The organism is Cryobacterium flavum (assembly GCF_900103805.1).
GTDB classification, from domain to species: domain Bacteria; phylum Actinomycetota; class Actinomycetes; order Actinomycetales; family Microbacteriaceae; genus Cryobacterium; species Cryobacterium flavum.
The window spans coordinates 14628-27147 of sequence record NZ_FNIB01000022.1 but is presented as its reverse complement, the minus strand read 5'-3'; the positions used below and the strand labels follow the sequence as shown (position 1 = coordinate 27147).

Annotated in this window: 13 protein-coding genes; 10 read left to right on the top strand and 3 right to left on the bottom strand. The window is 61.8% G+C overall.

Annotated features, from left to right (window positions below; genetic code table 11):
- The 5 genes from BLS91_RS18570 to BLS91_RS18550 form a co-directional block, all read left to right on the top strand.
- A partial coding sequence (locus BLS91_RS18570; protein WP_139165831.1) for a peptidoglycan-binding domain-containing protein occupies nucleotides 1-915 on the top strand: 915 nt, incomplete at its 5' end.
- 2 nt (nucleotides 916-917) lie between these two features.
- Nucleotides 918-1565, top strand: coding sequence for an ABC transporter ATP-binding protein (locus BLS91_RS18565; protein WP_092342445.1), 648 nt, complete (start codon nucleotides 918-920; stop codon nucleotides 1563-1565).
- Nucleotides 1562-2668, top strand: a complete 1107-nt coding sequence (locus BLS91_RS18560) for an FtsX-like permease family protein (RefSeq protein WP_092342443.1) — start codon at nucleotides 1562-1564, stop codon at nucleotides 2666-2668. Before BLS91_RS18565 ends, BLS91_RS18560 begins: the two co-directional genes overlap by 4 nt.
- A gap of 498 nt (nucleotides 2669-3166) precedes the next feature.
- The gene (locus tag BLS91_RS18555; RefSeq protein WP_134505192.1) at nucleotides 3167-3706 is read left to right on the top strand and encodes a hypothetical protein; all 540 of its coding nucleotides are present in this window, start codon (nucleotides 3167-3169) and stop codon (nucleotides 3704-3706) included.
- Nucleotides 3707-3738: 32 nt separating this feature from the next.
- A complete protein-coding gene (locus tag BLS91_RS18550) occupies nucleotides 3739-4236 on the top strand; it encodes an RNA polymerase sigma factor (protein WP_134505193.1) in 498 nt (165 codons plus the stop codon).
- Between the two features lie 1363 nt (nucleotides 4237-5599).
- On the opposite strand, the gene BLS91_RS18545 is transcribed toward BLS91_RS18550, so the two are convergent.
- Complete coding sequence (locus BLS91_RS18545) at nucleotides 5600-5875, bottom strand: type II toxin-antitoxin system Phd/YefM family antitoxin (RefSeq protein WP_092342437.1); 276 nt, start codon at nucleotides 5873-5875, stop codon at nucleotides 5600-5602.
- Nucleotides 5876-5957: 82 nt separating this feature from the next.
- Here BLS91_RS18545 and BLS91_RS18540 point away from each other — a divergent pair, with 82 nt between their 5' ends.
- Nucleotides 5958-7166 carry an MFS transporter gene (locus BLS91_RS18540; protein ID WP_092342435.1) on the top strand — a complete coding sequence of 403 codons (1209 nt, stop codon included), beginning with the start codon at nucleotides 5958-5960 and terminating at the stop codon, nucleotides 7164-7166.
- Nucleotides 7167-7838: 672 nt separating this feature from the next.
- Nucleotides 7839-8705 (top strand): alpha/beta fold hydrolase, encoded by an 867-nt coding sequence (locus tag BLS91_RS18535; RefSeq protein ID WP_092342433.1) that lies wholly within the window; start codon nucleotides 7839-7841, stop codon nucleotides 8703-8705.
- Nucleotides 8706-8755: 50 nt separating this feature from the next.
- Here BLS91_RS18535 and BLS91_RS18530 read toward each other — a convergent pair whose 3' ends face one another.
- On the bottom strand, nucleotides 8756-9766 hold the full coding sequence (locus BLS91_RS18530; RefSeq protein WP_092342431.1) for a quinone oxidoreductase family protein: 1011 nt from the start codon (nucleotides 9764-9766) through the stop codon (nucleotides 8756-8758).
- Between the two features lie 78 nt (nucleotides 9767-9844).
- Here BLS91_RS18530 and BLS91_RS18525 point away from each other — a divergent pair, with 78 nt between their 5' ends.
- Nucleotides 9845-10183 carry an ArsR/SmtB family transcription factor gene (locus tag BLS91_RS18525; protein WP_241983042.1) on the top strand — a complete coding sequence of 113 codons (339 nt, stop codon included), beginning with the start codon at nucleotides 9845-9847 and terminating at the stop codon, nucleotides 10181-10183.
- 95 nt (nucleotides 10184-10278) lie between these two features.
- Here the strand turns inward: BLS91_RS18525 and BLS91_RS18520 are convergent, their stop codons facing one another.
- Nucleotides 10279-10692, bottom strand: a complete 414-nt coding sequence (locus tag BLS91_RS18520; RefSeq protein ID WP_092342427.1) for a winged helix-turn-helix transcriptional regulator — start codon at nucleotides 10690-10692, stop codon at nucleotides 10279-10281.
- An 81-nt stretch (nucleotides 10693-10773) separates the two neighbouring features.
- Between BLS91_RS18520 and BLS91_RS18515 the strand changes: the two genes are divergently transcribed.
- Nucleotides 10774-11589: an NAD(P)H-binding protein gene (locus tag BLS91_RS18515; protein WP_092342425.1), complete on the top strand. Its 816-nt coding sequence runs from the start codon at nucleotides 10774-10776 to the stop codon at nucleotides 11587-11589.
- Between the two features lie 155 nt (nucleotides 11590-11744).
- Complete coding sequence (locus tag BLS91_RS18510; protein ID WP_092342423.1) at nucleotides 11745-12476, top strand: Type 1 glutamine amidotransferase-like domain-containing protein; 732 nt, start codon at nucleotides 11745-11747, stop codon at nucleotides 12474-12476.
- The last annotated feature ends 44 nt before the right edge of the window (nucleotides 12477-12520 follow it).

Genomic DNA, 12520 nt, shown 5'->3' with positions numbered 1-12520 from the left:
CCCGGCGAGGTGGGGTCGAGCATCAACCTGAACACGGTGGCGCAGTGGACTCCGGTGCCCGCCGGATCAAACCAGGCAGTCGGCACCGTCACCTCCGTGAATGTCACTGCGGGCCAAAGCGTCGCGGTCGGGGCGACGCTCTACACCGTGAACCTGCGACCGGTCGTGATCGCCCAGGGCCAGGTGCCGGCGTTCCGTGCGCTGGCGCAGGACGCTGAAGGAGCGGATGTCACGCAGCTGCAGCAGGCACTCACCGACCTGGCGCTCTACACTGGCGCGGTCGATGGACAGTTCGGCCCCCGCACCACCACGGCGGTCAAGGCGTGGCAGAAGTCTCTGGGCGTTCCCGCCGACGGCGTCGTGCAGCCGGGCGACATCATTTTTGTTCCGACGCTGCCGACCCAGGTAGCTCTCGATACCGAGATCGTCACGCGTGGGGCGCTCCTCACCGGCGGAGAAAACGTCGTGCGGGCGTTACCGGCCGCGCCCATCTTCACCGTACCGGTCAGCGAATCCCAGGCCGCGTTGATGCCCACGGGTACCCGGGTAGAAATCACCAGCATCGACGGCGGCCTCTGGGAAGGGTTCGTCGCAGACCAGGTCGTCGACGAGACTGGCATGATCGTCATCACCCTCGCCGGTAAGGACGGTGCGCTCATCTGCGCCGACGCCTGCGCGAGCGTCCCCGTCACCGAGCAGTCGCTGCTGTCCTCGCGGATCGTCACGGTGGAGTCAATCTCGGGTCTGATCGTGCCCAGTGCCGCGCTGCTCAGCACCGCCGATGGCACCGCCACAGTCGTCGACAACACCGGTACCAGCCATCCGGTGACGGTGGTCACCAGCGCCCGAGGTATGTCCGTCATCGACGGCGTCGCAGACGGCACCTCGGTGCGCATCCCTGTGACGGCCGACTAGCCATGGTCGACACCATCCGGCTGGCCGCCCAGGACATCACCTTCGGCTACGTGCCGACCGTGCCGATCCTGTCGGGCTGGAGCGCGGACTTCCGCGCCGGGGAAGTGGTCGCCATTACCGGCCCGTCCGGGCGGGGCAAATCCACCCTGCTCTACGTGCTCGGCCTGATGCTCGAACCAACGGCGGGGCAGGTGAACATCAACGGGACGGATGCCGCGCACCGGCGCGATGTCGACCGTGCGAACCTCCGCGCACACCAGTACGGCTTCGTGTTTCAGGATGCAGCCCTCGACGCTACCCGCACGGTGCTGGACAACATCATCGAGACCACCCTGTATCGCGGGACGCCGCGGCGGCTGGCGATTCGGCGCGCGCACGAGCTGATGGACCAGTTCGGCGTCGCGCTGCGGGCGGGAGCGAAACCGGGCCAGGTGTCGGGCGGGCAGGCGCAACGCATCGCGCTCTGCCGTGCTCTGCTCAACGATCCGCAGATCCTGCTCGCTGACGAACCCACGGGAAACCTCGACCCGGCTTCATCCGACCTCGTCGTCGAAGCCCTGCACGCTCAGGCCCACAGGGGCGCGGCCGTCATCGTCGTCACCCACGACCCGGCACTGGTCGCGCGCTGCGACCGCCGCCTCGAACTATGAGTGCCCTCCGCCGGTGGGTGGCCGTGGTGCGCGAAGCGTTGGCGACCGCGTGGGCGCAACCCGTCGCATCCGTCGTCACGATCGTCATGGTCGCCGGAATGTGTGCCACGGTGCTGCTGACCACAGGACGCACGGTCGGCGCCGAGCAGGCCGTACTCGGCTCGATCGACTCGGAGGGAACGCGCTCCATCGTGATCCGTGCCGAGCCCGATGCGGGACTCGATGCGACCGTGCTGGGGCGCCTAGCCCACATCGACGGCATTCAATGGGCGGGAGCGTTTGGCGGCGCACAAGACGTCACCAACATTGAGTTCCCTGGTGCGACCAAGATTCCGCTGCGACTGGTCTGGAGCAGCCAACTCGACCACCTCGGAATCACCGCGCTCCCGCCTGTCGCCAACGCCTCGGTTTGGGCATCTCCGGCCGCGCTGGCGGGCCTCGGGATGCCGGACGCGGTCGGCGGCGTTGTGGACGGCTCCGGTCTCGACTTCGCGGTGACCGGCCAACTGACCACGCCAGATTTTCTCGCCTTCCTGGAACCTCTCACCATCGCCCCACAAACGGCAGACACCCCGGGAACGGTCTCCGTACTCGTCATCATCGCCGAACGCCCCGACCTCGTCGCACCCGTCGCCGAGGCGGTGCAGTCTGTGCTCGGCGTCACTGATCTCACCAAGGTCACCCTGACGACCAGCGAAAACCTGGCCACGCTTCGCGGAATGGTCGAAGGGCAACTGGATTCCTTCGGGCGCAGCCTCGTCGTCGTCATTTTTGCTCTGACCGCGGTGCTTGTGGCGGCGATACTCTACGGCCTGGTGATGTTGCGCCGCAAGGACTTCGGCCGCCGCCGGGCGTTAGGTGCCTCCCAAACTCTGATCATCGCCCTGCTCCTCACTCAAACCGGTGCCCTCGCCCTGGTCGGAGCGACCATCGGCAGTATCGCCGCAGGGATCGGGCTGGCAGCGTCCGGAGACCCGCTGCCCGGCTGGGACTTCGTCGGCGCCGTCGCCCTTCTCTCTACCACCATCGGAGTGATTGCCGCGCTCCTGCCGGCGCTGGCTGCCGCCCGCCGGGACCCACTCAAGGAACTCCGGGTGCCTTAAACAACGGCGCACAGACCAATGTCAGTAACGAACGGGGCGAAATTGCTGATCCAGGATTAATCGCCAAGAGCAAGCAGCTCGGCCAAACCATCCCGTAAGACGTTCCCGTTGCGGGCGACTTACTCAGCGAATCGACTTGGGCGGAATCACGCTTCAACGTGCCCGTTGGTCGTTCCTCCTTTCGAGACGCGAAGTTGTATTCGCCGATTTCATGGGTGAGTGTCACACTTTGACCTCGGCCGGTCATGTCCTAGGTATAAGGCTGATGAGAGGACAAGGTCCATGGCAATCACTGATGATGAACTTGACGGGCGACTGCGAAGTGGTCGAGTAGAAATACGGGGCGAGATTCTTCCCTCTGGAGTGGTATCTGCGCTCATTTCCGATACGCGTGCCACGGCTCGGGGCCGAACGCTGCGAACGCGGGTCACGGCCGTAACGGCGGCGGTTGCGATAGTGCTCAGCGGTATTGTGGCTGGACCAGCGACCGCTGACATTGTGCAGAAGTTTCTGGCGCAAACTGTTTTGAATCCGTCTGTGGATAGTGTCGCCAGTCCGAGCGAGGAAATGATCGATACCGGCGCATCCGATTTTCCCGAGTACGCGGCCTCGATCTATCCGCAGTGGCTGCCGATCGCGCCCGGTCAGACACAGCAAGGGGTTATCGCGCGGGTCGTAGCGCAGCAGGCGGCCACGCCTGCGCTGACCCCGGAGTTGAATGTGCAGCGCAGTTTTGAAACCGTCGTGTACACCGCGTGGATGGGTGAATGGATTGCCGCCCACGACGCAGGCGATCAAGCCAGGATGAATGCCGCCATTGCTGTGTTGGAGGACACTCCAACCTGGCCGGCACTGGTGGCCACGGACGGCGGCGGTGTCACTAAGCTAATGGCCGGATTCGTAGCTGAAATGGCCGACGGTGACGCTGAGGTCGCGCAGGCCGCGGCGCAATATGACGGTAACCCGGCCTGGGATGGCATTGACCGTGATGCCCTCATTGCGGAGCTCTTCGCCAAATACATCCCTGAGGCGCTGTGAGCACCGTTGAGGGAATCGATGGGCTCGTATTCGTGGACCAGGTCGCGCTGGTCGTGCCCTTTCAGGACGTTATGCGGGAACTGATCCCGGACCTTCTCGGCTATTTCTTGAATCGGTTAGATGATCGTGAGGATGCCGCAGACGCGGTAGCTGATACGTTGCTTGTTCTGTGGCGGATGGAGCGCGCGGTGCCGGCCGGCACCGAAGATGCTCGACGATACGCGTTCGGCGTGGCACGAAAGATTCTCCTCACTGCACGACGTGGTCGCCGGCGCTACACGGCCTTGGCTAACCGGCTACGTGTCTTGGTACGCGAGGAGATTGTCCCCGGTCCTGAAGTTGACATCGAGCTTCGAACAGCTCTCGGCGGTCTGACCGATCGTGACCGCGAGCTGGTTTTGCTGGTTGCGTGGGAAGGCTTCTCGGTCGCCGACGCCAGCCAGATTCTTGATATCCGACCGGATGCCGCGCGAGCACGCTACTCGCGGGCACGTGCCCAACTCCGTGAAACACTCGGCGCGACACCATGACGTCCCCGCGGGACCAGCCCACGCTGCCGAGCCGACCCACGTCACCAAACCCGACCGGCACTGCTGGGGACGACCCAATTCGGCCGGATGACATCGACCTACCGGCCACCGTCTCCATTGTTATCGCGACATGGTGAGATGCATCGTACGATTCGTCGGGTAAGTCCTGACTGCGCGCTACGGAGCGGGACCAGCATCGGTCCCGTCCCGCAGGGGGTTCCCCAAACGGAACGGATGAAAGTCGCCGATCGACCGTTTGCGTGTCCCACTCGCCGTCCGGCTTACGGAACGGAGCGCGGAAGTTCGCGGCTCACTCGGCACGGCCAGTGCTTTCCGCAGCCCGGATGAACGGGCCCCACTGGCTAGCTAATAGTTCTCACGAACGAAATCTGACTCGCTCAGTTTGTCAGAGACACTCGCTCGGGAACACGCAGGCATGGACTTGGCGACGCGCCGTAACTTTCGCGTCGCGATTCCTCGCCGGGTGGGATTAATAGGGTTTAGTCACGGTCGAGACAAGGGCAGTTTGATTTCATCGACGTGTGTTTGCACGACCAATTCCCCGTCAACAGACTCGATTCCGAATAGATCCCATACCCATCGAGTCGTCCATTCCGAACCCGTCCCGCCCACGGAACGGACTTCCCGTCCGATGGATTGCATCACCTCTGGGGCTACGACTCGAATTTCCGCCAGCACTACGTGGGCGCCGGATAAGGGAGGGGCACCGGCGTCGCGGATTCCATTGCGTGCTCTTGCTTCCAGGTAGCGTTCTAACGCGCGCTCGTAGACAGAATCAAATTCGTGCGTAGCTGCGGAAGGAACAGCCGTGACTTCCAGCACAATCGACCTGTCAGACCGCATTAGCCTCAGGACCGCTTCCACCCCGGACGCGGTCCTCACAATACTTATGCCGTCAGTCATTCTCGCCTGCAATCACGGAGCTTAAGCCTGAATGTTCTCCAGAAGTGTGTTCCCCTTATAGTACGAAGAAGCGATCGGGTGATGTAGCTCGATGTACTCATCGTTCCACTTTGTGTTGCGAAGGTGACTTAGGCGGTGATGATGCCGATGGACGGGCCGGACTGCCAGGTGCCATTTCCAGGTGCAACCCGTCGGATCACGTTCAGGTTGTTCACGTTCGAGCCTTCGTACGGAACCCCGCTCGCGATCACGTCGATTGGCCACGTGCGATAAGAGTTTCTGCACGGGCAGTTGACGTAGATCGGCGCAGCGTCCTCGTGAATGAAGTTCCCGTACGCGGTTGCGCTTTCGGGCGCTTGGCTGCGCTGTTGCTAACTGTAGTTTCTATGAGGTTCTCGCATTTAACTCACGCCGTGCTGGTTTACAAAGTCCATAGGAACTACAGCTGATCGGACTCAATATTGGGTTCCACGTAACGAGCAGCTAATTCGAGGTTATCCCGCGAGCCACTCGTGTCCACTATCTGCACGGCATGATTCATGTCCGGAGAGCTGCTCATGATCGAGTCGAGCAGCTTCGCTTCTTCCGGGGAGACGAGAACCGCCAGCGCTTTCCCATGCCGGGTAAGAGTGATGCGTTCGTGCCCGTAAACGACTTCGTTGACAAGATTCGACAAATCCGCGCGAGCTTGAGTAACAGGAACTTCTTTCATCATCGTCTCGCATTCTGTACAAAATGTACATTCTTGGGTTTAGACTAATCCGTACATTCTGTACATCTCAAGCGTAAGGGGAACCATGACGAATGCCCAAGCAGCTTTGCCGGCTCGCTACGTCCAATTCTGGATCGCGGCGACAGTGTCGGCGCTCGGCGACGGCGTGCGAGTTGCAGTTCTTCCGCTCTTGGCAGCATCAAGCACTCGGGATCCTGTGGCCATTGCCATCGTGACTGCGGCAGGTTTCTTGCCATGGCCTGTCCTTGGACTGCTCGGAGGAGCCGTATCGGACCGTTTCGACCGGCACCGACTGATGTGGATAGTCAACGCCACTCGGGCCTTGATCGTCGCCGCAGCCAGCGTGAACCTTCTTTCAGAAAGGACACTTCCCATTGCAGCGCTCGCGATTCTCGCATTCACGCTCGGAACGGCCGAAACCGTGTACGACAACGCAGCCGTCGGATTCCTCCCTCAGCTGCTCCCGACCGAGCTGCTCCCGATTGGGAATTCGCGCCTATTCTCGAGCCAACTCAGCGCCACACAGCTCGTAGGGCCACCCTTGGGAGGCCTTCTCTTCGCCCTCGGTGCAGGCATCCCCCTCGCACTGGACTCGATCAGCTTCGCCCTCAGCGCCCTACTCATTGCCTTTATGCCGCGCACGCCGCCGGGGGTACCTCGCGTGCGGAAGAATCTTCGGCGCGACATCGCCGAAGGGCTCACCTGGCTCTGGCGCAATCCCACGCTCCGAGCCATGGCATTCATCACCACCGCTCTCGGCGCGATCAGCGGCGCACTCCTGGCCATGCTCGTGATCTACGCACGCCAGCAGCTACACCTGACGAGTTTCGGTTACGGCCTCCTCCTGGGAGCGTTCGCGATTGGCAGTGTCAGCGGCGCTCTGGCCGCCCCACGCGTCATGCGCCGATGGCCTCTTCCTCAGGTCTTAGCCGGAACTGTTCTTGTTGCCACCGTCATCTTTGCTTGCCTGGCAGCAACCTCGAACTCCATCGTCGCCGCGTTGCTACTCGCCGCTTTAGGAGTCGCCGTGAGCACCTGGAATATCGCCTCGGTCACCACACGACAACGCATCGTTCCCAACCGACTCCTCGGTCGCGTGAGTAGCGCCTACCGAGCCAGCGCCCTCACCTGCACTACGCTCGGAGCACTAGGGGCAGGGGTTCTCACTGCAACAACATCTGTCGCGGCAACCTTTTGGGCGTGCTCTGCCCTAGCGCTCGTAGGACTCGGTATGGGCGCACGAGGACTTATAAAAATTCACGATGACAACTGAAAATCCTTCGCTCCCCGGGAGCGACCAGCATTCTTCACTCGCCATTGTTCACTCGTTGTGACCATTCACAGATCGAAAAAGGCGCCCGTAAGAGGTTCCCCTCTGACACGGCCTCAGGGTGTTCGGCAGTTGCGTTGGTCAGGCCAAGATCTGTCGCGGTGCCCGTCCGATAATCGAGACTAAAATCATCGGGCCCTTAAGCCAAGACTCGGGCAGTCTCCAGTGATATCTGCAGAAAGAATGATCAGGCAAGACGAGGTCGCATGCCAAACTGGCTGTGGCACTCCATGGTGGGCATGTAGGCGGTTGTTGAGTTCACCATCCGAGGAGTGCCGAACAGCTGGGGGTTGAAGTTATGTTTAGCGTTTTTGGTGGTCTCTTGATGGCACTTTACTTCTTAGTGATTCTCGTGGTGGTGATACTCGTCGTCTGGGTATTGATCCTGACCATTGTCTTTCTGAGGCTGCGAATTGCGGAAATCCGGGCTGCAACAGGGTCTGCAAGCCCACACGAATAGTTGCTGCTCGACCGTTGGACTGTGCTTTGGACTTCGCCATCTATCGGCCGTTCGGACAAGGTTCCACCGACTCGATGAGGTCTCAGGTTGCCGGAGAGTGAGAGTTAACGATTTCTGCAAAGGGCTACGGTCCGAGTGCCCTGTAGCGTCGAGTCATGCCACGCTATGACAGCTCCGATGGTTCGGTTCTTTATTATGAGGACATTCCCGGAACCGGCGAAGGGATTCCGGTCGTTCTCCTGGCCGGTGGCGCGGCCCGACACCCCAGCTACCTGGGCGATCTGGCGGGGCTGGGCGAGGAGCACCGCCTGATCGTGCCGCACTTACGAGGTGTCGGCCTGACCGAAGCACCGAGTGATCCACAACGGGGGTCGTGGTGGAGTCAAGCGGTCGATGTGGAGCAGCTGCGCATTCACTTGGGCCTCAACAGGCTCGCCCTGATCGCGCACTCGGCTGGAACCCGCTTGGCCATTGCCTACGCTGCACAATTCCCACGCAACATTGCGGCTTTGGTGCTGATCACCCCACCCGCAGGGTACTTAGTTGATGAGCCGACGGATGTCCCGACTCTCATCGACCGACGCCGCGGTGATCCAGATTTTGACCGAGCAATATTGGCGCTGAGAGCCGGCCCGGCCACATCGACTGAAGACGATTTCACCGCTTGGCAGCGCGACTCGGCAGCCGCGGGTTACGCGACCTGGCATGAAACCGGACGAGCACACGCACAGATCGGGCGCTGGAGCCGAGCCGCCGCGACGGCATACTTCAGCGTCGACCCACCACACGACATCGCCGCATGGCTTCTCGAGATGACGGCTCCCGTACTCGTCATTGCGGGTGCGCAAGACTGCCTTGTCGGCTTTGAACCTGTCAAAGCCCTCGCTCGAATGTTCCCCGCAGGGCATTCCGTGACGATCGAAGAGTGTGGGCACTACCCCTGGGTCGAGCAACCGGCAGCATTTCGGCGCGTCCTGCACACATTCCTCGAGCGTCTGGATCAGCTCACATCTGATGCGTAGGCGGTTCCGCTACCGGGCGCAGTGGCGGTGATTGCTGCCGGCCGCCCACGTCATCTGAGTTCTGGCGTGATTCTTATTACGTGTTTCGTTTTTGCGCTGCCATTCGCGAGTTGTTGCTGGAGCGCGGCGGCCTGATCGAGTCCCTCAGCGCTGGTCGATTCGGGGGTGAGGGAGCCTTCGGCGATCCGGTGGAGCACGGCATTCATGGCGCGCTGGACGAGTTTCGGTGCCGCGGCAGACAGGGCGGCGATACTGAAGCCGCCGACGGCGGCGTTGCTGGCTGAGAGCCTCTCGGTGGGTATCGGGTCAAGAGGGGCGCCGGAAGCGTTGCCGAAGAGCACGACGCGGCCATGGGGAGCGAGCATGCGTAGGTCGGCGTCGAGCCACGCGGTGCCTTGAGGATCGAACACGATATCAACGCCGGTGCCGCCCAGCTGGGTGAGGACCGCGTCGACGAGATGGTCGTCGCGGACGAAGGCGTGCTGATAGCCCGCGCTCTTCGCGTCTTCGAGGCGGCTTGCGGCTCCGACAACGCCGATGAGGGTGGTATCGGGGATTGCTTCCGCAAGTGCTGCGATGGCGGTACCGACGGCGCCCGACGCGCTGTGGACGAGGAGCGTGTCGCCGTCGCGGACACGGGCGGCTTCATTCACTAGCAGCCACGCCGTAGCCCAGACCCCAGGCACCACGGCCGCGACCTCGGAGGCTACTCCGTCCGGGATGCCCGCCGTCAGCACTGCATTGGCTACAACGTACTCAGCGAGTCCGCCCGTGTTGGTCAGGGCAACTACTCGTTTACCGATTTCGAGACTATCCACTCTGTCGCCGACCTGTTCGATGACGCCGGCGACTTCAAGGCCGGGAATGACGGGCCAGACGGACGAGTAGGCGTGATCGCCCCGTCGCATCATCACGTCTTTGAAGTTGATACCGGCGTGGGTGACACGGATCAAGACCTCGCCGGGGCCGGGTGCCGGCCTCACGACCACGGCGACATCAGTTTGGGAAGTGTCCGTTGCGGGGCCGTGGAATGTGAGAGCGCGCATCGTTGAGGTGATCACGTTTCGCCTTCTTTCGAAATATGTCGAATAATACCTCGGATGCTAGCATTCATTCGTGAATACTCGAAAGGAGTAAGTGTGGGACACAATCCGCGACCGGCACTTCATCATCCGACGCTCGAAACAGTTCTCGTGACCGCGGTCTTGCACGCCCTCTCCGACGAGACACGGCTGTCGATTGTCCGCACGCTCCACGCCGAACCCGATGGGCGCGCCTGCGGAACATTCCCTGTAAATGTTGCACCGTCGACGCTGAGCCACCACTTCAAAGTACTTCGCGAGGCGGGACTGATCCGTCAAGAAGACCGCGGAACGCAACGCTGGACAGTGCTCCGCGTCCGAGAGGTCGATGCCCGTTTCCCGGGCTTCCTCAATGCGGTGATCGCTGCAACGGAAGTTGCCTCGGCGCGTTCCTGAGTGTGCCCCTCAACACTCCCACGGGTACGGACACCCGGAGGACGTCTCGATCGCCAGCCGTCCCGTAGGGGGTTCCTCTCGCGGGCGGCGCGTGTTTAGTGGATCTCGTTGTCGGGGTGTTGGGCGTCGTAGTGGGCTCGGGAACGTCCAATGGTTTCGCGGTGGTCGAGTGACCAGTCGGCGAGTTGTTTGACGAGGTGGGTCAGGCTGCTGCCCAGGGCCGTCAGCTCGTACGTGACTTGGGCGGGGACTGTGGGGTACACGGTTCGGGTGACGAGGCCGTCGCGTTCCAGTCTGCGTACGGTGAGGGTCAGCATTCGCTGGGATATTCCGTCAATGCCGCGTTGCAGTTCGCGGAACCGGCGAACGCCCGAGGCGAGTTCAACGATGACGAGCACGGACCATTTGTCACCTACCCGGGTCAGTACGTCACGGATTCCGCAGTCCGGATGCTCATCGAGGCCACAGGGATCAAGGGAGGCGGTTACCTGAATGTGACTGTCTGACACGAAAGTGCCTCCTTGTGCAGGGCGGGGAAGTTACCGAAAATGAGTCTAGTTACTGATTAGAACCACCGAGGGGACGCACATATGATTTTGGTTACCGGAGCATCCGGACAGCTCGGCCACGCCATTGTCGAACGGCTAGTCGATGCCGGCCGCCCAGTGGTTGCGGGCACACGGCGACCGGTTGCCGGAAGCGCTCAACGGCACATTGATTTCGATGAACCCGTTTCTCTGGATTTCACCGGTTTCGCTACGGTCGTGATGGTCTCCGCTGGTTATGCCGAGGATGACGTGGTGATTGCGCGGCATGAGAATGTCGTGGCGGCCGCGGAACGCGATGGCGTGGAGCACCTGATCTACACCAGCGTTGCCACGGACGGAGATCACCTGGGCTTCTCCGTCGCTCATCGCTGGACCGAGCGCCGCATACAAGGCAGCACGCTGCGCTGGACGATTCTGCGCAATGGGCTCTACGCTGAGCTCTTCGGATCGCTGCTCGCGCCCAGCGAGGGCGTGATCACGGCACCATTTGGTTTTGGTGCCGTAGCTGTGGTGACCCGCGCTGACTTGGCGGAGGCAGCGGCTAACGTGGCATCCGAACCGGACCGCCACATCAATCGTGTGTATGAGTTGGTTGGGGCGCGCGCCATCACGGCCGACCAGATCGCCAGGGTGGCCGGTCTCGTCTACCAGCCAGCTTCTCTCGGCAGTCACCGCGCTGCCCTGGACGAGAGCGGCCTGCTGCCCTTCCAGCCAGCAATGCTCCTATCGATCTACTCAAGCGTGGCACACGGGATTCTGTCCCGCACGACCACTGACCTCGGCGACCTCCTTGGCCGAAGCCCGAGCGACCCCGAACTTACCGTCATACGCAGGATGGAACAGCCCGCTACTGTCTGACGGCTATTGCGTCCCGCAGGGGGTTCGGCTTACGGGCAGTGACCAAGCCGATTCAGGTCGCTGGCTCCGGTCGAATTCCTCACCTACGACAAGCAAGCGGTCGCGCGTTCCTCGTTTGCGTCCCAGCATCTGTCGCCACCGATAAGTTGGCAGCCATGAGTATCTTCCTTGTCGGAGGCGGCCCGGACACCGCTACTTCCTCCGAGATATTTGACCAGTTTGTTGACGAGGTACTTGAGCGAGGAGCGACGAGACACCGGGTTCCGAAAATCGTCGTCGTTATCTTTGACGAGGGAGGAAGCGCGACGCACTTTCTACCGGCCTACACAGCACCGCTCGAAAGCCGCATGCCGTGCGAAATCCGACCAGTGTTGGTCTGCCGTGACAGACAGGTGGAATCGGCCAGCTTCGATGACGTCGATGCGATCCTTGTCGCAGGCGGCCCGACACCCGCCTATTTGAATGCTCTCCAGACATCGATCGACGCGATCGCGAGTGCGATCGTACAAGGAGCGTCCTACATCGGGTTTTCGGCGGGCGCGATGATCGCACCGAAGGTGGCCTTGATTGGGGGGTACACGATGAATGGAACAGAAGTCTGCACCGAAGAATGGGCGGAAGGGCTCGCGGAGATAACGCTGAAGGCTGGCCTCGGCGTGGTCCCATTCACGGTCGACGTTCACGCAGCCCAGGCCGGAACCCTCGGTCGGGCACTCTCCGTAGTCGTCAATGGTCTCGCTGATCGGGTCGTTGCCATTGACGAGAACACGGCGGTTGTCACAACGCTCCACGACCCTGCCAGCATCAGGATCGTCGGGGGTGGCAATGCGTGGACGTTCGAAGCATCTGATGGGCAAGTCACAAGTTCGATTCGGAGGGCGAATTAATCTCGTCCAGTGGCGGGTACCTTTTCCGACGGGTTCCGCGCCCG